A 20,548-nucleotide genomic window follows, 5' to 3' on the forward strand; every position below is an offset into this window, starting at 1 on the left:
TGCTCCCTGTTCTGGCGGCGACCCTACCTCGCCGACACGGCGCAGAACAGGTCAATTTCGCACAGGAGCATGCGCTTTTTTGCGAGTGGCGATTCTGTCGTTCAAGGCGTCAGCGGTCTTGCAATTCACTTTCGATCCCGAAACCCTGCGGCGAAAAGGAGGGGCACCATGCTGGACGGATTGCGTATCATCGAAATCGAAGGGCTCGGGCCCGGCCCTTTCGCTGCCATGTTGCTGGCTGATCTGGGCGCTGATGTGATCACCATCCACCGCAAAGGGGGCAGCCCTGCGCCGGGCATGCCGGACCGCTCGGTACTGGATCGCGGTAAACGGTCAATCGCTCTGGATCTCAAGAACGCGAACGATCTGGATACGGCCAAACGCCTGATCACCACAGCGGACGCACTGATCGAAGGGTTTCGCCCCGGCGTGATGGAGAAACTGGGCCTTGGCCCAGAGGTCTGCCACGCCCTGAACTCTGGGCTCGTCTACGGCCGCATGACAGGTTGGGGCCAGGATGGCCATCTGTCTGGCGTTGCTGGACACGACCTGAACTACATCGCCCTGTCAGGTGCTCTCTGGTATGCGTCCCCTCCTGGCTACCCCCCTCAGCCGCCCGCAACTCTGATCGGTGATATCGGCGGCGGCGCTTTGTATCTGGTCACGGGCATTCTGGCCGGAGTGATGAACGCGCGCAAAACCGGGGAGGGCACGGTTGTAGACGCCGCGATATACGACGGTTCTGCTCACATGATGAACCTGCTGATGAGCCTGCGCCAAACCGGAAACCTGTCACAAACGCGCGGTCAGAGCCTGTTGGATGGCCCTCACTGGAGCCGCACCTACACCTGTGCCGATGGTGGCTTCATCACCGTCCAATGCCTTGAGCCCAAGTTTTACAGCGAGTTCCTGAAAGTGTTGGGCCTGTCTGAGGAAAAGATGTTTGAACATCAATTCGATCCGTCTCTTTGGCCCGATCAATCCCGTTCACTTGCTGCCATATTCGCCGCTAAGCCGCGCGATCACTGGGCCCACCTGTTCGCCGGAACAGATGCCTGTGTCGCCCCGGTTCTAAGCCCACAAGAGGCGCAGGCCCACGATTTGAATGCCGCCCGCAAGACGTGGATCGACATCGAAGGCACGCTCCAGGCCGCCGCCGCCCCCAGATTCTCCACCCATTCATGGCATCCGAAACCAAGTCCAACTCGTGGCGAGCACAGCTTGGACATTCTTGCCGAGCTCGACGCGCCACGCCGATCCGCCCCTTCATCTGACTGAAAGTATCCCGGGGGATGAATTGGCCAAAGGCCAAGAAGGGGGCAGACCCCTTCCCGTTTATCTCCCGCGTACCGTGTCGATCATCAATTGTACATTTGCAGGATCAGCATCTGGCGTAATCCCGTGTCCAAGGTTGAAAATGTGCGGACCTTTGGAAAACGCCTCAACGATCCGACGCGTTTCATCCACCAGAGCCTGACCACCGGTTACCATGTGCGACGAAGCCAGATTGCCCTGAACGCAACCATCGACCTGCACGTGCTCGGCCGCCCATTCCGGTGACACCGAATTATCCAGCGCAACGCAATCCACACCGGTCGCCTTTGCAAATCCGATATAACCATCGCCAGCTTCACGCGGGAAACCGATGACCGGAATTCCGGGATGGCGGTCCTTGATGGCCTGCGTGATTACGCGGCAGGGCTCGACCGCATATTTCTGAAACGCTTCACCCTTCAGCGATCCGGCCCAGCTGTCGAAAATCTTGACCACTTCGGCGCCAGCCTCGATCTGCGCCAAGAGGTATTCTATCGTCGCCAGCGTGATCCGCTCCAGCAAGGCCTCGAACAAGGCGGTGTTTTCCTCGCGCAGCGCATGCGCTGGTCCCTGATCCGGAGTCCCGCGACCCGCAATCATATAGGTTGCGACAGTCCAAGGTGCGCCCGCGAATCCGATCAGGGTCGTCTCGGACGGCAATTCCCGCGACAGGATGCGCACCGTCTCGTAAACCGGCGACAGAGTCTCGTGAATGGCCTCAACCGGTTTTAGCTTATCAAATTCAGATTGCTGCGTGATGGTCGACAGACGCGGTCCTTCGCCGGTTACGAACCACAAATCCGCGCCCAACGCCTGTGGGACCAGCAAAATGTCTGCAAACAGAATCGCTGCGTCGAACCCATAGCGGCGGATTGGCTGCAACGTTACTTCGGCGGCCAGTTCCGGGTTATAACACAACGACAGGAAATCCCCTGCCTGCGCGCGGGTTGCGCGATACTCCGGCAGATACCGCCCGGCCTGACGCATCATCCAGATCGGCGGCACATCCTGCACCTCACCCGCCAGCGCCCGCAGCAGTTTTTTCGTCTCGGCCATGTTTGCCCCCAATCGTCTGGTTTGTCGCAACGGGTCGGCCCTCAGTGGCAATTTGTCAAGGTGTGCCCCCATTGTCAGGGCAATGTGACGCGACTAAAGCTGTGCGCATGACACTGACCCTGCCCACACCCGCCTCACCGCTGAAGATCGGCACCCGTGGTTCGCCTCTGGCGCTGGCGCAAGCCTATGAAACCCGGCAACGTCTGGGCACCGCATTCGACCTGCCCGAAGAAGCATTCGAGATCGTGGTGATCAAGACAACCGGTGACAACCGCGCCATGATTGACGCGGACCGACCGCTGAAAGAGATCGGCAACAAGGGTCTGTTCACCAAGGAAATCGAAGAGGCGATGCTGCGCGGCGATATCGACATCGCGGTGCACTCCACAAAGGACATGCCGGTCGCGCAACCCGACGGTCTGGTGCTGGACACGTTCCTGCCACGCGAGGACGTGCGGGATGCGTTTATCTCACCCAACCTGACCTCGATCCACGACCTGCCGCAGGGTGCCGTGGTGGGCACCTCATCGCTGCGCCGCCGGGCGCAGCTGCTGAACCGGCGGCCCGACCTGAATGTGGTCGAGTTCCGGGGCAACGTGCAGACACGCCTCAAGAAACTGGCTGATGGCGTCGCGGAATGCACCTTTTTGGCCCTGGCTGGCATCCGTCGCTTGAACATGGATGACGTCCCGGCCACCGCCATCGCGCCCGAGGACATGCTGCCCGCAATCGCGCAAGGGGCGATTGGTATAGAACGCCGTAACGACGATTCCCGCGCAGCGGGAATGCTTGAGGCGATCCATCACTCCGAAACAGGGCAGCGACTGGCATCCGAACGCATCCTGTTGGCAGGTCTGGACGGTTCATGCGAAACCCCCATCGCCGGTCTGGCCGATGTGCAGGGCGGTCAACTGCGCCTTCGGGGCGAAGTGTTGCGCCCCGACGGGTCCGAAGCGATCGCCGAAGACGTAACCGGTGCGGTCGCAGATGGTGAAGAAATGGCACGCGCCATGGCACAATCTTTGTTGAAACAAGCCGGTCCCGGCTTCTTTGAGTGGAGAAGTTGAAGAAAATTCGTGTAATGTGAACTACTTCACTGTCCAATACGGACTGATCTGGCATCAATGTAATATGCTGACTGTGATGTCGGGTGGGTCTCGATTATGTCGAAGGTTTAAGATTTTTTTGTTCGTTTAAGTGGTGTTCGAGGGGGCGAGACCGCGCCTTGATCTCCGATCAGTTAGGGCCGTTGTCAAACATTGACAGCGGCCCGTTTTATTTTTCTGTACAAAACTCAACCGTCACAAATGGCCTGAACAGCCTTTTCAACGGCCGCGCGCGTCTGCTCCAGATCGCCCTGGCTCACCGCCAGCGAAGGATAGAGTTTTCCTGGAGCCTTGAAGATGCCATTCGCGCGTAACGTGTCGTTGTAAATCACGTTTCGACGCGGGTCGTCATGTTTGGCACTGCGGTAATCGCGGCAGGTGTTTTCGGTGAAATAGACATCGAACAGTGTCTCGTCCCCGCAAATCTGATGCGGTATCCCGGCCTTGGTCAGCACGTCCACCTGCATCTGCTGCAATGCGGCCCCGGTCGCGCGGAGCTGGTCATAGGTGCCATCGCGCCGCAAAATCTCCATGGTTTTCAAACCCGCAACCGAAGCAACCGGATTACCCGACAGGGTGCCCAACTGCATCAGCCAGCCGCCCTCGCCAACCTGCTCCTTGTCGAAATGCTTCATGATCTCGGCACTGGCGCCCAACGCGGCCAGAGGGAAGCCCCCGCCGGTGATTTTACCCAAGGTGCAAATATCCGGCGTGACTCCATATTTTTCCTGTGCGCCTCCATAGGCCAGTCGAAAGCCGGTGACGATCTCATCGAAAATCAGCAAAACGCCGTGTTTGTCGCACAGATCGCTCAGCCCCTGCAGGTAACCGGGCATGGGTGGAATGATCCGCTGCAACGGTTCGACCATGATGGCAGCGATGTCGTCATGCTCGGTCAGCAAGTTCGCGACTGCCTCAAGGTCATTGAAGGGTGCGATCAGCATCTGATCGGCCACACCTTGCGGGATTCCGGCACTATCGGGCACCGGCTGCGGGAAATTCACCTCACGGCTGGGGGCCAGACTCATCTGTGCCTCGGCGCTCATGCCGTGATATCCGCCCTCGAATTTCAGGATCTTGTCGTGCCCGGTGTATGCGCGGGCCAGACGAATTGCGTACATATCGGCCTCGCCACCCGAGGCGACAAAACGGATCTGTTCGCAGCAGGGCACTGCGTCGATGATGGCTTCGGCCAGTTCGATGCCTTTGGCGTTATTCGCAAAGAAGGTCATGCCCTTGGGCAGTTGTTCAAGCACGGCCTCCATCACCTCGGGGTGGCCATGGCCCAGCAGCATGGGGCCGGATCCGATCAGATAGTCGATGTATTCGTTACCATCCTCATCCCAGACACGGCTGCCTTCGCCACGGGCGATGATGATACCCGGATCGAAATTGCCAAACCCTCCGGCAGGCAGAACAGCGTTGGCGCGGTCGATCCAGTCGGATTGAGAGTGTATTTTCAGCATCTCATGCAATCTCCAATATCGGGGAATCAAGGACATCCGGGTCTGGTGTAACACCTAACCCCGGCCCGTCCGGTGGGGCAATCCTGCCGTTTTCACGGATTGGTGCATCCGGGCAGATGCGCGGCGCAACATAGGACGACAGATCACAGGTATTCATCAGCGATCCATGAGGGGTCGAGGCGGCGAAATGCAGAGAGGCGGCGGTGACGATGTCCGATCCCCAGGTGCATTCGGCGCAGATCTCTGCCCCTAGATACACGGTCAGATCCCGCGCCCGGCGCATGGCCGACAACCCGCCGAATTTCGACAGTTTCAGCGCTACCGCATCCATGCATCCCAACTCATGCGCGCGTAGCAACGAGGCCAGATCAAAGGCGTTCTCGTCAATCTTGATTGGCAGGCCGGTCGCCTGCCGGACAGCGGCGCAATCCTCAAGGGTTTTGCAAGGCTGCTCCAGCATCACATCTAGATGAGCGACCGCGCGCCCGGTCCGCGTGGCCTGCAAGCGCGACGCGCCACAATTCCAGTCGCCATAGACCAAAGGCCCCGGTCCTACTGCCTCACGCACTTTGATCAGGCGTTCGGCGTCGGTCTGCCAGTCGCCTTCAACCCCCAGCTTGACCTGAAACTGGCGAATGCCGGTTTGGTACGCGGTCTTGGCGATCCGTGCCATGTCATCGGGCGCGATACAGGTAATCGAATGATACAGCGGCATGTCCTGACGCGTCCGCCCGCCCAGCAAAGCGTAAACCGGTTGCCCCGTGGCCTGCCCGAACAGGTCCCACAGCGCGATATCGACGATCGATTTGGCGTAAGCGTGACCTTGCAGGAAACCATCCAACTTGCGCATTGGCGCGTCGACCCCGAACGGCGACACTCCGAGGATTTCAGGCCCCATCTCGGTGATTGCGGCAGGCACACCATCGGCATAAGCGGGCAGGTAGTGGGGTATCGGACAGACCTCGCCCCATCCTTTCAGGCCTGTGTCCGTCTCAAGGCACAGGATATGGCTTTTGACTGTGGCACAGGTTTTGCCTTCGGCCATGTGATAGGTTTCATGACTGGTCAGGTCGGCGGACCACAGCGTAATCTTGGTGATTTTCATGACCAGAACCCCCTGAGTTGAAGCCCCGGTCCGGTTAGTTCCATCGGCGCAAATTGACGGGCTGGCCCATGACCAGCTTCCACAGCGTGTAAACAGCCCAACACCAGCCTGCGATAGCCGCGATCAGCCACCCCCCGAGAAACAGCGTTGCGCCCCCGCCGGCTGAGGTAAACATCGAGAACGCCATCAGAATCCCTGCTGACCAAGCGATGAGCCAGCCTGTTAAAAAGATCGCCATAAACAGACGCATACCGGCAGACATATCGCCTTTTTTCTGATCCTGATCTGATACGCTTTTGTTTTCCCGTGACTGCCCATTGCCAAAGATCGAATCCGGTTCGTTCCGCTTGCGCCTCTGGCCGATAACCACCCCGATGGCAAGCGCAATCACGGCTACAATCACATAGCTCACATCCATGCTTCGCCCCTAATTTATCTATTATTATCAGTATAGAGGAAGTAAGGCAGGGGTTCAAGAATTTGGTATACAATTGTATGCAATGTGTGAGATTCATAATTTATACTCCCCCACCGGATCACCCAGCGTGTCTTCGTCCGGGTGCACACCAAGACCGGGGGTTTCCGGCAGGTGCAGGTGGCCGTCAATGTTGCGCGGACCGCACCCGCCCGCAATATCGACGGTAATCATGTCCTGACACGCCCAGACGGCATGGCAATTGTCATCTGGGATGGTTGCGGCCAGATGCAACGCCTCGGCATCGGCCAGAACCGACCCGCCCGTGGCCATCACAAACATGTCGACCCCGTGCGCCAGCGCAATATCGCGCATCCGCGCCGCCTTGGTCAGCCCGCCGACGCGGTTCAGCTTGATCCCGAACACTTCGGCCAGCCCGTCGCGTGCGATACGGGCGGCATCCTGCAGGGTGACCAAACTTTCGTCCACGGACACGGGTGAGGCGTGGCGCCCTGCGATCGCCGCAATATCATCCAGCGACTCGCAGGGTTGTTCGAAGATCACGTTCAGGTCCTCACAGGCGCTCATTACCCGCAAAGCCTGCTGCCGGGTCCAGCCGCGGTTTACGTCATAGAGGACGATTTCTCCCGGTCGTCGGATGCTTTCGACATCGCGCACGCGGGCAATATCGCGCTCTACATCTCCGCCAATCTTGACCGAATGGGCGACATAGCCACGGCTACGGTAACGCTCCATCACTTCGCGGGTTTCCTCCACCGTCTTGGCCCCGACCGAAGACGCAATCGGGCGCGGTGTTCGTGACCCGCCGCCCATAAGATCAGCAATCGGCAACCCAGCCGCCTGCCCAGCGATATCCCAGCAGGCCATATCAATAGGACTCTTGGCATAAAGATGCCCAGGCAATGCGATATCCATCGCGCGCTCGACCTCAAGCACTTTGCGCGGATCGAGACCCAATATGAACGGCGCCATCGTCTGAATCCCGGCGCGAATGCCCGGCCCGTGCGCCGGCACGTAGGTGTGCCCCCACGGAGTGCCCTCGCCCCAACCAACAAGACCCACATCGGTTTCGATCTTAACAAGCGTCGCATCGAGCGTTTCGAATTTCAACCGCCCGCCGGACAGCCAATAGGGATGCTCCAACGGCAGGTCGACGTGGTAAACGGTGATGGTATTGATCTTCATAATGTGTACTCCGCCACCGGCGCACCGAGGCTTTCGAAATCAGGGCTCACACCCAATCCAGGCAAGTCGGAGGCATAAAGCTTGCCATCCCGCGACACCGGCCCGCCGATTCCGGTCGAGCGCGTGTTGTAATTCATCAAATCGGTCGTGTTCTGCAGAAATTCGGTTGGTGTCGAGGCCGCGAAATGTGCCACGACCGAAGTGGTGATCTCACCGCCCCAAGTATCTTCGCTGACTACGGGAATGCGGTTTTCGACAAGGTAATCCCGCACCCGTCGCGCCTTGCTGAGACCGCCGAGGTTGGAGATCTTCAGACAGCAAATCTCGGCCCCGCGATCTGCAACGATCCGCTGCGCCATATGCATGTCGGTCAGGCACTCATCCAGCTTTAACGGCTGCTCGGCCACGCGGCGCACCTGCTGGCATTCCTCATAGGTGCGGCAGGGCTGTTCCAAGATGAAATCCAGATCCCGGGTTGCGCGCGCCACGCGGATCGCATTGTCGACGCGCCAACCTTGATTGGCATCAGCCATCGCCTTTTCGCCGGGCTGCAGCAGAGGCACAGTGGCACGAATGCGGTCAATGTCGGTGACCCAATCGCCGCCCACTTTGACTTGAAACTGCCGATACCCCTGCTGTCGGTATCGGTCCATTTCGGCCACCGTCTCATCCACCGCTTTCTGCGGCGCGACACGATACATCGGCGCACCATCGGTCAGCTTGCCGCCCAGCAGCATCCAGACCGGTTGATCGCAGGCCTGCCCCAGAATATCCCAGCACGCCGCGTCGAACGGAGCTTTGGCATAGCCGTGGCCTTGCACCAGATGATCCATCATCTGTTCGATCCGCCCCACCTGACGCGGGTCTTCGCCCAACAATGAGGGGGTCACCAAACGCGCCAGCGCCGGCACGCCTTCGGAATGGGCAACCATGTAGTTCTCGCCGCAGGGCGTGAACTCTCCGCACCCCTGCAAACCTGCATCGGTGTCGATCACGACAACCGAGGCCATTGCCGTTTCGATCGCGTTGCCCGCCCCCCAGACATAGGACCCGCCCACGTAGGGCAGCCCGGTCTGATAAACGCGGATACGGGTGATTTTCATGCGGCATCCATTTTTGGCAGATCACCCATTCCCTCGCCCCGCCAAAGAACAAAGGTCAGGATCGGCTCGTTGTTTGTGGTCATCGCATGGCTTTGCCAGCTTTCGTGATGGCGCGTCTGGTTTGCAACAACATAGGTTTCGTCCCCTTCGACGCGAAACATCGCCCCGCCGCCTACGATCAGATAAAGCTCCTCGGCCTGATGGCTGTGCCAATCATAATGCAGGCCCGCCCCCCAATAGGCGACATAGCCACGCAGTTTGGTCGAGTGAAAATGCCCCGTGGGCCCGAACAGCTCGTAGTAGCCGTAACGATTGAGAAAGTCGGCACCGACCTCTTCTTCGGTATAGGTATGTTTCCATTGCGCCAGATGCGCGGTCGCCCTGATCGCGTCGGACAAGGGCTGTGTGACGGCATCGGTCGGAAATTCGGTGCGCTGAACCAGTTCCACTGCCGGGATTTGGTTTGCCTCCAATCCTGCCGCCACAAGATCGTCTGGCCAGGAACCGAAGGCCGCAAGCGCGGGGTGTGATTGGTGCAGCTGCCGAGCAGCCTCAAGAACGTCATCCAGAGTCATGGGATCACCACAATGTTTCCGGTGTGTTGTTTGGCGATGAACGCGGCCTGCGCCTCGCGTAGTTCTTCCAATGGATAAGTCGCGGCGAGGGCGGGTTTGATTTCGCCCGCCTCGATGTATTTTACGAGGTTCCGCATCACCTGCGGGTCAATCACGGTCGATCCGGTTAACGTCAGGTCGCGCAGGTAGAAAGTGCGCAAATCAAACTCTACCATCGGGCCAGCGATAGCGCCGGAACAGGTATAGCGCCCGCCGCGTTCGAGAATGTCGATCAGGTGCGGCCAATAGGGGCCGCCGACCACGTCGGCCACGACGGTGATCTTTTCACCCCCCAGCGCTGCGCGCAGGTTTTCCGGTGCGCGGGGCAGGATCATGTCCGGGCCCAGTTCTGCGACGTCGGCATGTTTCGCCTCGGACGCCAGCGCGATCACGCGGGCATCCCGGCGTTTGGCCAGTTGCACCAGAGCCCCGCCAACACCACCCGATGCGCCGGGAACCAAAACCGTATCCTTATCGGTCACGTTGGCGCGGGTCAGCATTCCTTCGGCGGTAGAGTAGGAGCACGAGAAGGTGGCAAGCTCAGCATCCGACAGGGTGGAGTTAATCGGCACCGCGTTGACGGCCAGCGTTGTCGCGTATTCCGCGAACCCACCGTCCCGTTCGGATCCGTAATACCCGGTCTTGTCCTTGTTCTGCGGGTCGTCAGGGTCGCGCAGCCAGCCGTCTGTGATGACCCGTTGGCCGATGCGCGCACTGTCCACGCCCTCACCCACCGCGACGATTTCCCCACAGATATCGGCGCCCTGAATGCGAGGAAAGGTAATCGGCGCGCCACCCCAGGTGGGGTCGTCCTCTCCAACTTCGTCGAACGCGCCGCCAGTTGTCGCATCGGTTACCGTTTTGGAGTACCAGCCTGATCGCGTGTTTACGTCCGTGTTGTTCAGACCACAGGCGGCGACCTTGATCAACACTTCTCCGGCTGCGGGTTCCGGGCGTGGCCAGTCTTCATGCAGCACCATTTGTTCCAATCCGCCATGGCCCATCGTGACCATGGCTTTCATTGTGTCGGGCAGGCTCATCAGACGGTCTCCAATGCGGCGTCGGTGCGGGGCAGCAGGCTTTGCGGATCATAGGCCGGTTCACCCAGAACCCGCGCAACGCGGGGCGTTCCGTGGATCACGACCTCCAGCGCAGTTCCGGGCGCTGCTGCTTCGGGCTTGATGTAAGCAAAGGCCAGAATCTTTCCGACCGAATGCCCATAAGCGACCGAGGCCGTGGACCCTACAACGTGGCCATCCAGCATGACCGCTTCGCCACCATGACCGTCGATTTCGCCGTCCGGTTCGATTTCAAGATAGGCGCAGATCCAAGGCAGATCGCTGTTCAGGGTCTTGTCCTTGCCCAGATACTCTTTGTCGGTGCGGGCAAAACGCAGCACGTCAGCCTCGGCCAGAGTGACCTCGTTTGTCAGCTCGCCCGCGCCTTTGAAGCCCTTCTCCATCCGCATCACGTTCATGGCAAAGCTGCCATAGTCGGTGATGCCGTGCGGCTCACCCGCCGCCCAAAGCGCGTTGTAAACCGGCTCGAGGCTGGCGCGCGGCATGTGAAACTCCCAGCCCAACTCACCCGCGTAAGACATTCGGAAGGCCCAGACCTGCTCCTCAGCGATAGTGTTGATTTGCAACGTCATCCACGGGAAATCTGCATTGGACAGCTTGTCTTCCGGCGGGCTGTATTGACGAACCGCATTCAGAACCTCGCGAGATCTCGGTCCGTTCAGGGACAGCGCGCAGTAGCTTTTGGACAAGTTTTCAATCTTGACGCACGCTCCTTGCCTGTGGGCTTCCAAATGATCCAGAAGCCGTTGCTCAAAGAAAGCTGCGCATACAAGGTAGAACGCATCCTCCCGAACTTTGGACACCGTCACTTCCATCTCAATCCGGCCACGCCGATTCAACATATGCCCCAGCGTGATCCGGCCTATCTTTGGCAGGCGATTGGCAATCAGGCGGTCCAGCAAGACCTCTGCATCATCGCCAGATACCAACACCTTGGTGAAAGCGGAAACATCCATGATACCCACACGCTCGCGCACCGCTTTGACCTCAGCCGCGACCATGTCATCGGCTGGCGTGCGACGGAAGGAGTAATGATCGCGCTGTTCCACCCCGTCCCGCGCAAACCAGCGGGGGCGCTCAAACCCATAGACCTCTTCATGCACCGCGCCCTTGGATTTCAGCAATTCATACAGTGGCGACGGCTTGATCGGGCGCCCCTCCAGACGGTTGAAATGCGGGAAGGGGATTTCGTGCCGCAGGCAGTAGTCTTCCTCGGCCTTCATCACCTGCCAGTCCTTGGTGGCATAGCTGCCAAACCGGCGCGGATCGAACTCACGCATCGAGATATCCGCTGCCCCATGCACCATCCAGCGTGCCAGCTCGCGGGTCAGACCCGGCCCCCAGCCAATGCCGATCTGTGTTCCGCAGCAGCACCAGTAGTTCCGCACACCCGGTGCGGGCCCGATCAGAGGGTTGCCATCCGGCGGGTGCGAGATCGCCCCGTGTACGTCGCGCTGGATGCCCAGTTCGGCAAAGATAGGCATCCGGTTCAGGCTTTCCTCGAGCCAAGGCATCACCCGGTCGTAATCTGCATCAAACAGCCAGTTCTCATATTCCCACGGGCAATGGTCGTGCCAGACCGAGTTTGGGTTCTCCTTCTCGTAAATCCCGATCAACCCGCGCTGTTGCTCCATTCGGATATAGCCCGAGACTTTGCGGTCATCGCGGATTACCGGCAGTTCCTTGTCCAGGTTCTGGAATTCCGGCACCGGCTCAGTCACGAAGTAGTGGTGGGTCATTGAGGTCATCGGCAGTTGCAGCCCAGACCACTCGCCCATCTGACGGGCATAGGTGCCACCCGCGTTCACCACATGCTCGCAGGTGATGGTGCCTTGCTCGGTCTCGACCACCCATTCGCCATTGTCGGCCTGAGTGATGTTGGTGGCGCGGCAATTGCGGAAAATCTGCACGCCTTTCTGACGCGCACCCGTTGCCATCGCCATGGTGACGTTGGTCGGGTCCACATGCCCGTCATCCGGCGTGTGCAGCGCGCCCAACACGCCCTCTAGGTTATAAAATGGGTGCAACTCGGCCACTTTCTCGGGGCCGACCAGTTCGATGTTGAACCCCAGCGATCGGCCCACCGACAGGGTATGACGCAGCCAGTCCATCTCATCCTCGGTATAGGCCAGACGGAACGAGCCGCAGCCGTGCCATGTCACGGGCTGGCCGGTCTCGGCCTCCAGTGCCCCGGAATAGAGGCCAATGTTGTAATCGACGCATTTGCCCAGCCCAAAGCTTGAGGTCGAATGCGTGATCTGGCCCGCCGCGTGCCAGGTGCTGCCGCTGGTCAGCTCGGCCTTTTCCAGCAGGACGGTATCTTCGCCCCACCCCTCATGCGCCAGATGATAGGCCAGACCGACCCCCATGACGCCGCCTCCGACAATGACCACGCGGGCGTGGGTGGGCAAATTCTTCTCGGACATGACATTTCCTCTTCCCGAGTCGCTTTTCTGCTCGACAGGCTAATTCCACAAATGTACCATCGTCAATCATGAATGACACAAATGTATCATCAATCGTTCTCGACCGCCTCACCGAGGAGTGGGATGCCCTCACACCCGAGGCGCAAAAAGCTGCGCGATACGTGCTTGAAAACCCAACGGATGTGGGGGTTTCGACCGTGCGAGAAATTGCCGAGGCCGCCAAGGTCAAACCCAACACTTTTGTGCGTATGGCCCGGCAGGTTGGCTTCGACGGGTACGAGGATTTCCGCGCGCCTTTCCGCGATGCGATTCGTCAGGGCACTGTGTCGTTTCCCGATCGCGCACGTTGGTTACAGGATATTGGCAAGTCAGGTGAATTGGGCGGGCTTTATGCCGATATGGTGGGTGCGGCGATCCGCAATATCGAAGAGACCTTTGCCGGGATCGACGCTGCCAGTCTGGAAGCCGCCGCCGAAGACATCTGGAATTGCCGGCAAATCTATACCTTGGGCGTCGGCGTCAACAATGCAAACGCCCGTAATTTCACCTATCTCGCATCCACGGGGATGAAGCAGTTTCACGCCATCCCACGCCCCGGCTCGACGCCTGTCGACGATCTGGCCTGGGCGGATGAGCAAGACGTGTTGATCGCCATCACCTGCCACCCCTACCGAACCGAGGTGATCGACGCGATCAAACTGGCCCGGCAACAAGGGTTAACGGTCGTCGGTATCTCAGACAGTCCGGCCAGCCCGGTCATCCTGAACGCGCAGCACGGCTTTGTCGTCGCCGCCGACACGCCGCAATTCTTCCCGTCCTCCGTTTCGACCATCGCCTTACTGGAAACACTGCTGTCTTTCGTGATCGCCGTCTCCAGCGATGAAATCGTCGAGCGGGTGGAACGGTTTCACCTACGCAGACACCAACTTGGCCTCTACGCGGAGGAGCCCGAATGAACGCACCCCTGACCCACTCACTGGACGCGCGCTATTACACCGATCCTGCGATTTTCGAGCAGGAGATGCAGGGGCTTTTGGCCCGAACGTGGCAGTTTGCGGGCCACGTGGCGCAGGTGCGGGAATCGGGCGACTACTTCGCCTTTGAGATCGCCGGCCAAAACCTGTTCTGCATTCGCGGACGTGACGGTGAGGTGCGTACCTTCTACAACGTCTGCCAGCATCGCGCCCATGAGATGGTCACAGGTGCGGGAAATACTCGCGTCGTCGTCTGCCCCTACCACGCCTGGACCTATGAACTGTCGGGCCAATTGCGCGCCGGACCCAACATCAAATCCGTTCCCGGCTTTGACCGAAGCACCATCTGTCTGACCTCTGTCCGCACCGAAATCTTCAACGGTTTCATCTTCGTCAATCTCGACGATGACGCCGCCCCGATGGATGAATGGTACCCCGGTGTACGTGAGGAAATCCGCGCGTTTGTCCCGCAGATCGACGATCTGGAACCGTTGGAATGGGTTGAGATCGCCGAGAACTGCAACTGGAAAGTCAGTATCGAGAATTACTCGGAATGCTACCATTGCCCGACCAATCACCCAACATTTGCCGAGGGTGTGGTCAAGCCCGAGACATATGACATTCAACCCGATGCAGGTGGAGGATACGTCCTGCGCCACACAACCGAATGTCAGAGCCTCGACAAGATGACCTATCCCATCGACATGTCGGTGCCACATGCGGGCGACTATCAGTCATGGTTTTTGTGGCCGATGTTTTCGTTCCAGTGCTACCCAGGCAATGTGCTGAACACCTATCATTGGCGCGCAAACGACGCTGACCACTGCACCGTCTGGCGTGGCTGGTACACCGAGGGCGGATCGGAAAGCGCGGTGATCCGGCAATTAGCCGTGCAGGACCGTGAAACAACGGTAGAAGAAGACATTCGTCTGGTCGAGAGTGTGCACCGCGGGTTGAAATCGCGTGGATATCGCCCCGGCCCGCTGGTTTTGGATCCGGGCTGCGGCGTAATGTCAGAACATTCCATCGCCCGGCTACAACAGTGGATGAGAGAGGCCGTGGATTGACGCATTTGCCCACGGACCAGTGATAAATTGAAGCGGGTTCCTATATTTCACCAGACTGGCTAAAACACCCTCAATCAATGTAGGCGCGCTGTGCCTGCTACGTTTACCCCGGAGACATCCAATGACCGACATTTTCGACGAGGACCTTTTCCTGAAAGGGCTGGAGCAGCGAAAGAATACGCTCGGCGCGGAATACGTCGAAAAGAACCTGGCGGCGGCGGATGACTTTACCCGTCCCTTTCAAGAAGCCATGACAGCCTGGTGTTGGGGCTTTGGCTGGGGCGATGATGTCATCGACCCAAAAACGCGGTCGATGATGAATCTGGCCATGATCGGCGCATTGGGAAAGATGCATGAATGGGAAGTTCACTGCAAAGGCGCACTCAACAATGGCGTATCCAAGGAAGAAATCCGCGCCATCATTCACGTGGTTGGAATCTATTGTGGCGTGCCTCAAGCGCTGGAATGCTTCCGCGTCGCCCGCAAGGTACTTGAAGCGGAAAAGTGACTGGCTGTCCGTTGGGGGTACGCGTCTAATTTATTGTCAGGGAATAAATTTCGACCAACTCCTCTCGGCCGCGCAGCTTATGAGCCCCGATGCGCTCAAAATCCATCGGCTTGACCAAGGCGCTTCGAACAGAGTTGGAAACCAGAACATTTACTTCACCCTGCGTGTTGCCCAAAATTCGTCCAGCTTCTTCTAGGCGTTGCGCGACATTCACCGCGTCTCCGACCACGGTATAACTCAGCCTACCCTCGCTGCCGATGTTGCCAATTATCACACGACCGATGTGGATCCCTATGCGCAGCCTGACTGAGAAGGGCAGGCCCGCCTCTGCTCGTTTGTGTTGATTGTACTCCTTAATCCAGTTGGCAATCTCGATCGCTGCGTGGCACGCCAGGTCGGCAGCGTCGTCCTGATGTTCCAAAGCCCCCCAGATGGCCATCACCGAGTCTCCGATGAACTTGTCGATGGTTCCGTGGTTCTTTTGAATACAGTCGGCCAAGCCAGCAAAGTGCTCATTCAGGAACAACGCCGTTTGAGGCGCCGTAAGGTGTTCCGACAACGTCGTGAATTCCACGATATCCGTAAACATTATGACGACGTCACGATGAGATGAATTGATCTGCTTCCCCGAATGGTGACGCATCAATTGCCGGACCAGGCGTTTGGGCACATAGAGTTCAAACCAACGCAAACCGTCGAGCATGAAATTGTAGGACCGCGCCGCCTCGTCCAATTCTCGGAAAAAGGATCCTTCGATTTCAGCAATGTTCGAAATATCAAGATCATGAACGCGCTTTGCGCTGTCGGACAGTCGGCGCACAGGTTTGGCGATCTTTTGTCCAATCAGGGCTGCGGTCCCAGCCGAAATCACCGCCATAACAAGGCAGAAGATTATCGCCCATCGCAACCGGGCGGCTTCCGCAATAATGTCGTGGGCTTCAAAATAAGTGGCTACAGTGAGCGGCTGTGCACCATAGTCGGACAACTCTTCGAAGAATATGACATATTCCCATTCCGCGTATGCTACGAAACGGGTGTTTTCACCCGTCAGGAAGTACTTTGCGACGCTAAAGCGATCATTCGGCAGCCACATTGCCGAAACAATCGGGTCCGAAAAGCGATCTTGCTGCGGAAGTGGAGCAGCACGATTCAAACCTGAGTAACCAAACGCCATAAGTGGATGGGCTAAAACGGCATTTTTGCCGTACAGCATAAAGACATTTGCACCGAACTCCATTTCCTGATCGGCTAGAAACTCAGACAGTTTTTCCACCGAAACCCAGGCTGACAGAACGCCAATTATCTTACCTTGCTGAATGATCGGCCTTTGGTAACTCAGCACGGACTGGCTGTATTCTTCACGCCAGAGAATATTGCCCCAACGCGGTTTCCCGGTTTCAATTGCTTCGTCGATGAGGTGGCGCAGATCGACATCGTCTCCAAGTTTCAGGAATATGGGTAACGTCTCGTCCTGGACACGTTCAACGCCTGTCAGTATTTGCTGCCTGTCAATAAACTGTAGGCGGAGAATCTGAGGGGTTGCCGATACGGCCCCAAGGAGCAGGCTGACAAACTCTTCCGAGTCCCCCGGCTCCACTTCCCTTGACGAAATTCTGCCCGCAATAAAGTCGATTTGATCTGAAGCTGCAGTCAGATAGCGCTCTACCTGTTGGCGTTGAGTGCCGATAATCAATTGCGCCTTCTGCGTCAGCAACTCAGAGGTATTTCGATAGCCAACGACCAGACCGACGCCTAATACTCCTGCAACTGAAGTCAGAACAAAAAAGCCTAGCCCAAGCGCCAAGGCGACTGACATTGACGCATGCCATTCGCCGCCATTCCCCTGGCCGTTTTTTACTTTTGCCCCCCCCATAACACGCCCCGTGAACGAGACCATCTTTTCAAGTAATTCTGAAAACTATATCCAATTTCTTGCTTTTTTTAAAGTTTCCGCTTGTTGAAGGTCCTGTCAAAAATGCCTCGTCTTGAGATACGCAGGTGTATTTGTTGCTAAGCACCTATGAATAACGAACCGTCTTTCACTCGCTCAGGTTGAATGCTGCAATTCAGACGCGTTCCTGGACGCTTGACCTAAAAAGCAGCTGGACACCCGCATCTCGCAACACATTGGGGGCGATAGTGTGATTGATATTGCGATGATTGACGTGCGCCCAGAGCCAACAGTTTCGTTCGCATTCAGTGCAGGACGTGTTCATTCCACAGTGCTGTTGTGTATTTTGCCTGACGAGTTTTGAGTTTTCAAAGATTGATCTGTTGAATCAGCGGCCAGCGTCGACGGTTTCCGAAGTGGTTGCGGGAGCAGGCTTTACCTCTTTGACCTACAGGGTATGATTTTACCCCACGGCGCACGAATGCCCGTACTGGAATGAGAACATAACGACGTAGGGCACATGTCCTTCCATTTGGACCACGGCTCTATTGCTCAGGGCGAAAGCGTAGATCCTATGAGCTTCCGATTGAATCAACAGGATATTGGCTCATCAGCGGAAACCGGGTCTTTCTGCTGCCGCCAAAATTAGGTGTCCGCAATTTCCGAGGGTTGCTTCAAGCCTCCGTCACTTCCAGTTCAAGCGCATTAGCAGCGCGCCGCAGGATTGTCGCGAGAACACCAGAAAAATCCTCTGGCCGGTCGGTTGGTACAAGGATGCTAATGGTTCGATCAGCGTCGGGCATGACTAGCGGCATCACACAGACCTCACTGCGGTGGATGCCCTGTCGTCGCGCAAAAAGATCTGGAAGGATACCGATTCCTGCTCCGGTCGCCGCCATCAGCACGATGGAATCGAGGCTTGTGCCCTCGTAGTCGTTGGACACTGTAGCACCGCTCGCTCCTGCGATTCCGTAGACAATGCGTGCCAGCCTGTGGCCTGTATCAAGCGTCAACAGGCGTTGTCCCTCTAGATCCTCTGCCGCGACTTGGGTGCCACCTGCCAGCGGATGATCCTGCGCCACCGCAACCCAGAGCGGTTCGACGAACAGAGGATGTTGGAATGTGTTTGGGTGGTCCTCGGGCGTCGAGATGATCGCGTCGAAGCGCCCGTTTCTTATCCCCTCGTCCAGGCTCAATGTATTTTCTTCGCGAACGATAACGCGCAAATCGGGCTCGGATTCGTGCAGGGACTTTATCGCTTGTGGCAAAAGATATGGCCCTATCGACGGCAGCACGCCCAACCGCAACCGTCCGCCAAAAGGCAGGTCTGAAAGCATCGAGCCGCGCAATGCTTCGACCTCGGATAGAATGCTGCGGGCGCGGGTTACAAACTCCAGGCCCCGCGCTGTCGTGCGCGCGCCAGCCCGGCCACGTTCGAACAGTCGAACACCAAGATCCGCTTCCACCGTCGCCACCTGACTCGACAGGCTAGGCTGGCTGACATGAAGCGTCTCTGCTGCAAGACCGAAACTGCCCAATTGATGGACGGTGACGATGTATTCCATCTGACGTAGTGTGGGGCGCATTCATAATCTCAAGCTATTTTTCTCGATGTTAAAATGTATTTAAACTACTGAATAAATCCGGGCAACAGGCTCCAAACCTGTTCCGGAGACGCAAATCATGCTGATTTTTGATAGCCTTATGGGCAACCTGATTGTACCGACAATCTTATTCTTCGTCCTTGGGCTTCTGGCCGCAATTGTACGCAGTGACCTTTCAATCCCCGAAGGTGCCGCGAAGTTCATGTCGCTCTACTTGCTGTTGGCGATTGGCTTCAAAGGTGGGCACAGCCTAACAGAAAATGGGCTGAGCGCAGAGGTCTTCGCCGCCCTTGGCGCGGGACTGATACTGTCCTTCCTGATCCCTTTTATCGCCTACGGCCTGCTGCGTGGTATGACCCGGTTAAACGCGCTGAACGCCGCCGCCGTAGCAGGGCACTACGGCTCCATCTCGATTGTGACTTTTGTCGCCGCCTCAAGCCTTCTGGACCTGTCCGGAATCGCTTCGGATGGATACATGGTGGCCATAGCTGCAACGATGGAAGTTCCGGCGATCCTTTCGGCCCTATGGATCGCACATCGCTTTGGACGTGAAGGAGCAGCGGGACGCGTGTCCATGCGGGAACTTTTTGCCAATGGCTCCATCGTGCTTTTGACCGGCGCATTCGTGATCGGGGCTTTGACGCAGGACAAGGGCATGGAGATGATCGCTCCTTTCGTTGTGACGCCCTTTACCGGCATTCTTTGCCTGTTTTTGCTGGACATGGGCCTGTCGGCAGGTCGCAGCCTGCTGCGCAACTGGCACCTTTTGAGCGCGGGGTTGTTTGCCTTTGGCATCATAATGCCGATGATCAGTGCGACGCTTGCCATGGGGTTGGGTTTGGCAATTGGCTTACAGACCGGCAGCCTATTCTTGTTGATGGTTCTGGCGGCCTCAGCTTCGTACATCGCGGTGCCCGCTGCGATGAAGATCGCATTACCACAGGCTGAGTCAGGTATTTACCTGACACTTTCTATGGGCGTGACCTTTCCGTTCAACATCACGGTTGGTCTGCCGCTCTACCTATGGCTTACCCAAATGGTCTGAGGATCCAGTTCAAACGAGGTGTCCAAGTTCGATAGTGACGGGTGTCGCGAAGCACGCTCGTGAACATCACTTGCGCGCTGGTGCCGTCGCCAACCGAACGTTGGCGATGCGCGTGCCACCCTCGCGCATTTCGGGTTTGTTGAACGGCGCTTCAACCGGATCGATGATCTGTCTCCCGATTGGCACGCGCTCTGGGTGGTTATATTGGCGTCCGGCGACGAGACATGGCGTGCAAATCGAACTAGAGGGTGCCCTGGCAGCAATGATTGGGCTGGCCCAGAATGACAAAATCCGCCTTGCGGCGGATGCAACGCTTACTTTGGAAGTTTGTTTACGGGGGGTGGATTTGAGCCTCTGACCTTGAGGTTATGGTTTGAAGGGACGGTGGCGCCGGTGGGGCTGCGCAAGCCCTGATAACGACGCGGTTAAGACGTTAAGCAATTGATCCGGTGGATCAATTGTAGTCTGAAGGGGTTGTTCTGAGATTTTCTGACGCTGGTTGCGGGAGCAGGATTTGAACCTGCGACCTTCAGGTTATGAGCCTGACGAGCTACCGGGCTGCTCCATCC

17 protein-coding genes are annotated in these 20,548 nt (G+C 57.8%); 6 read left to right on the forward strand and 11 right to left on the reverse strand.

Annotated elements, in window-relative coordinates; translation table 11 throughout:
• Nucleotides 1-168: 168 nt before the first annotated feature.
• On the forward strand, nucleotides 169-1,278 hold the full coding sequence (locus ACR0IY_RS17485; protein WP_480675532.1) for a CaiB/BaiF CoA transferase family protein: 1,110 nt from the start codon (nucleotides 169-171) through the stop codon (nucleotides 1,276-1,278).
• 57 nt (nucleotides 1,279-1,335) lie between these two features.
• Here ACR0IY_RS17485 and hemE read toward each other — a convergent pair whose 3' ends face one another.
• Nucleotides 1,336-2,370 (reverse strand): uroporphyrinogen decarboxylase, encoded by a 1,035-nt coding sequence (hemE, locus tag ACR0IY_RS17490; protein WP_480675534.1) that lies wholly within the window; start codon nucleotides 2,368-2,370, stop codon nucleotides 1,336-1,338.
• 107 nt (nucleotides 2,371-2,477) lie between these two features.
• Between hemE and hemC the strand changes: the two genes are divergently transcribed.
• On the forward strand, nucleotides 2,478-3,437 hold the full coding sequence (gene hemC / locus ACR0IY_RS17495; RefSeq protein WP_480675536.1) for a hydroxymethylbilane synthase: 960 nt from the start codon (nucleotides 2,478-2,480) through the stop codon (nucleotides 3,435-3,437).
• A gap of 227 nt (nucleotides 3,438-3,664) precedes the next feature.
• Here the strand turns inward: hemC and ACR0IY_RS17500 are convergent, their stop codons facing one another.
• The 8 genes from ACR0IY_RS17500 to ACR0IY_RS17535 form a co-directional block, all read right to left on the reverse strand.
• Nucleotides 3,665-4,942 (reverse strand): aspartate aminotransferase family protein, encoded by a 1,278-nt coding sequence (locus ACR0IY_RS17500; RefSeq protein WP_480675538.1) that lies wholly within the window; start codon nucleotides 4,940-4,942, stop codon nucleotides 3,665-3,667.
• A gap of 1 nt (nucleotide 4,943) precedes the next feature.
• Nucleotides 4,944-6,047, reverse strand: coding sequence for a mandelate racemase/muconate lactonizing enzyme family protein (locus ACR0IY_RS17505; RefSeq protein ID WP_480675540.1), 1,104 nt, complete (start codon nucleotides 6,045-6,047; stop codon nucleotides 4,944-4,946).
• 34 nt (nucleotides 6,048-6,081) lie between these two features.
• The gene (locus tag ACR0IY_RS17510) at nucleotides 6,082-6,465 is read right to left on the reverse strand and encodes a hypothetical protein (RefSeq protein WP_480675542.1); all 384 of its coding nucleotides are present in this window, start codon (nucleotides 6,463-6,465) and stop codon (nucleotides 6,082-6,084) included.
• A gap of 93 nt (nucleotides 6,466-6,558) precedes the next feature.
• The gene (locus ACR0IY_RS17515; protein WP_480675544.1) at nucleotides 6,559-7,668 is read right to left on the reverse strand and encodes a mandelate racemase/muconate lactonizing enzyme family protein; all 1,110 of its coding nucleotides are present in this window, start codon (nucleotides 7,666-7,668) and stop codon (nucleotides 6,559-6,561) included.
• Nucleotides 7,665-8,771, reverse strand: coding sequence for a mandelate racemase/muconate lactonizing enzyme family protein (locus ACR0IY_RS17520; protein WP_480675546.1), 1,107 nt, complete (start codon nucleotides 8,769-8,771; stop codon nucleotides 7,665-7,667). The genes ACR0IY_RS17515 and ACR0IY_RS17520 overlap by 4 nt, the downstream gene beginning before the upstream one ends.
• Nucleotides 8,768-9,346, reverse strand: a complete 579-nt coding sequence (locus tag ACR0IY_RS17525) for a dimethylsulfonioproprionate lyase family protein (protein ID WP_480675548.1) — start codon at nucleotides 9,344-9,346, stop codon at nucleotides 8,768-8,770. The genes ACR0IY_RS17520 and ACR0IY_RS17525 overlap by 4 nt, the downstream gene beginning before the upstream one ends.
• Nucleotides 9,343-10,425 carry an alcohol dehydrogenase family protein gene (locus tag ACR0IY_RS17530; RefSeq protein ID WP_480675550.1) on the reverse strand — a complete coding sequence of 361 codons (1,083 nt, stop codon included), beginning with the start codon at nucleotides 10,423-10,425 and terminating at the stop codon, nucleotides 9,343-9,345. Before ACR0IY_RS17530 ends, ACR0IY_RS17525 begins: the two co-directional genes overlap by 4 nt.
• Nucleotides 10,425-12,890 (reverse strand): FAD-dependent oxidoreductase, encoded by a 2,466-nt coding sequence (locus ACR0IY_RS17535; protein ID WP_480675552.1) that lies wholly within the window; start codon nucleotides 12,888-12,890, stop codon nucleotides 10,425-10,427. The genes ACR0IY_RS17530 and ACR0IY_RS17535 overlap by 1 nt, the downstream gene beginning before the upstream one ends.
• 68 nt (nucleotides 12,891-12,958) lie before the next feature.
• Here ACR0IY_RS17535 and ACR0IY_RS17540 point away from each other — a divergent pair, with 68 nt between their 5' ends.
• The 3 genes from ACR0IY_RS17540 (at nucleotide 12,959) to ACR0IY_RS17550 (ending at nucleotide 15,439) form a co-directional block, all read left to right on the forward strand.
• A complete protein-coding gene (locus ACR0IY_RS17540; RefSeq protein WP_480675554.1) occupies nucleotides 12,959-13,846 on the forward strand; it encodes a MurR/RpiR family transcriptional regulator in 888 nt (295 codons plus the stop codon).
• Nucleotides 13,843-14,931 carry an aromatic ring-hydroxylating oxygenase subunit alpha gene (locus ACR0IY_RS17545; protein WP_480675556.1) on the forward strand — a complete coding sequence of 363 codons (1,089 nt, stop codon included), beginning with the start codon at nucleotides 13,843-13,845 and terminating at the stop codon, nucleotides 14,929-14,931. Before ACR0IY_RS17540 ends, ACR0IY_RS17545 begins: the two co-directional genes overlap by 4 nt.
• A gap of 121 nt (nucleotides 14,932-15,052) precedes the next feature.
• The gene (locus ACR0IY_RS17550) at nucleotides 15,053-15,439 is read left to right on the forward strand and encodes a carboxymuconolactone decarboxylase family protein (RefSeq protein WP_480675558.1); all 387 of its coding nucleotides are present in this window, start codon (nucleotides 15,053-15,055) and stop codon (nucleotides 15,437-15,439) included.
• 25 nt (nucleotides 15,440-15,464) lie between these two features.
• Here the strand turns inward: ACR0IY_RS17550 and ACR0IY_RS17555 are convergent, their stop codons facing one another.
• Nucleotides 15,465-17,312 (reverse strand): adenylate/guanylate cyclase domain-containing protein, encoded by a 1,848-nt coding sequence (locus tag ACR0IY_RS17555; RefSeq protein ID WP_480675560.1) that lies wholly within the window; start codon nucleotides 17,310-17,312, stop codon nucleotides 15,465-15,467.
• 692 nt (nucleotides 17,313-18,004) lie between these two features.
• The gene (locus tag ACR0IY_RS17560) at nucleotides 18,005-18,916 is read right to left on the reverse strand and encodes a hydrogen peroxide-inducible genes activator (RefSeq protein ID WP_480675562.1); all 912 of its coding nucleotides are present in this window, start codon (nucleotides 18,914-18,916) and stop codon (nucleotides 18,005-18,007) included.
• Nucleotides 18,917-19,013: 97 nt separating this feature from the next.
• Here ACR0IY_RS17560 and ACR0IY_RS17565 point away from each other — a divergent pair, with 97 nt between their 5' ends.
• Nucleotides 19,014-19,979 carry a sodium-dependent bicarbonate transport family permease gene (locus ACR0IY_RS17565; RefSeq protein ID WP_480675564.1) on the forward strand — a complete coding sequence of 322 codons (966 nt, stop codon included), beginning with the start codon at nucleotides 19,014-19,016 and terminating at the stop codon, nucleotides 19,977-19,979.
• Nucleotides 19,980-20,548: the final 569 nt, after the last annotated feature.

This window comes from Ruegeria sp. BC1 (assembly GCF_056539305.1).

What these genes read in the sequence shown, in the direction of transcription:
- ACR0IY_RS17510 (WP_480675542.1), bottom strand. Translation starts at nt 6,465, where the DNA reads ATGGATGTGAGCTATGTGATTGTAGCCGTGATTGCGCTTGCCATCGGG.
- ACR0IY_RS17515 (WP_480675544.1), bottom strand. Translation starts at nt 7,668, where the DNA reads ATGAAGATCAATACCATCACCGTTTACCACGTCGACCTGCCGTTGGAG.
- ACR0IY_RS17520 (WP_480675546.1), bottom strand. Translation starts at nt 8,771, where the DNA reads ATGAAAATCACCCGTATCCGCGTTTATCAGACCGGGCTGCCCTACGTG.
- ACR0IY_RS17525 (WP_480675548.1), bottom strand. Translation starts at nt 9,346, where the DNA reads ATGACTCTGGATGACGTTCTTGAGGCTGCTCGGCAGCTGCACCAATCA.
- hemC (WP_480675536.1), top strand. Translation starts at nt 2,478, where the DNA reads ATGACACTGACCCTGCCCACACCCGCCTCACCGCTGAAGATCGGCACC.
- ACR0IY_RS17540 (WP_480675554.1), top strand. Translation starts at nt 12,959, where the DNA reads ATGAATGACACAAATGTATCATCAATCGTTCTCGACCGCCTCACCGAG.
- ACR0IY_RS17500 (WP_480675538.1), bottom strand. Translation starts at nt 4,942, where the DNA reads ATGCTGAAAATACACTCTCAATCCGACTGGATCGACCGCGCCAACGCT.
- hemE (WP_480675534.1), bottom strand. Translation starts at nt 2,370, where the DNA reads ATGGCCGAGACGAAAAAACTGCTGCGGGCGCTGGCGGGTGAGGTGCAG.
- ACR0IY_RS17555 (WP_480675560.1), bottom strand. Translation starts at nt 17,312, where the DNA reads ATGGGGGGGGCAAAAGTAAAAAACGGCCAGGGGAATGGCGGCGAATGG.
- ACR0IY_RS17530 (WP_480675550.1), bottom strand. Translation starts at nt 10,425, where the DNA reads ATGAGCCTGCCCGACACAATGAAAGCCATGGTCACGATGGGCCATGGC.
- ACR0IY_RS17560 (WP_480675562.1), bottom strand. Translation starts at nt 18,916, where the DNA reads ATGCGCCCCACACTACGTCAGATGGAATACATCGTCACCGTCCATCAA.
- ACR0IY_RS17485 (WP_480675532.1), top strand. Translation starts at nt 169, where the DNA reads ATGCTGGACGGATTGCGTATCATCGAAATCGAAGGGCTCGGGCCCGGC.
- ACR0IY_RS17565 (WP_480675564.1), top strand. Translation starts at nt 19,014, where the DNA reads ATGCTGATTTTTGATAGCCTTATGGGCAACCTGATTGTACCGACAATC.
- ACR0IY_RS17550 (WP_480675558.1), top strand. Translation starts at nt 15,053, where the DNA reads ATGACCGACATTTTCGACGAGGACCTTTTCCTGAAAGGGCTGGAGCAG.
- ACR0IY_RS17535 (WP_480675552.1), bottom strand. Translation starts at nt 12,890, where the DNA reads ATGTCCGAGAAGAATTTGCCCACCCACGCCCGCGTGGTCATTGTCGGA.
- ACR0IY_RS17545 (WP_480675556.1), top strand. Translation starts at nt 13,843, where the DNA reads ATGAACGCACCCCTGACCCACTCACTGGACGCGCGCTATTACACCGAT.
- ACR0IY_RS17505 (WP_480675540.1), bottom strand. Translation starts at nt 6,047, where the DNA reads ATGAAAATCACCAAGATTACGCTGTGGTCCGCCGACCTGACCAGTCAT.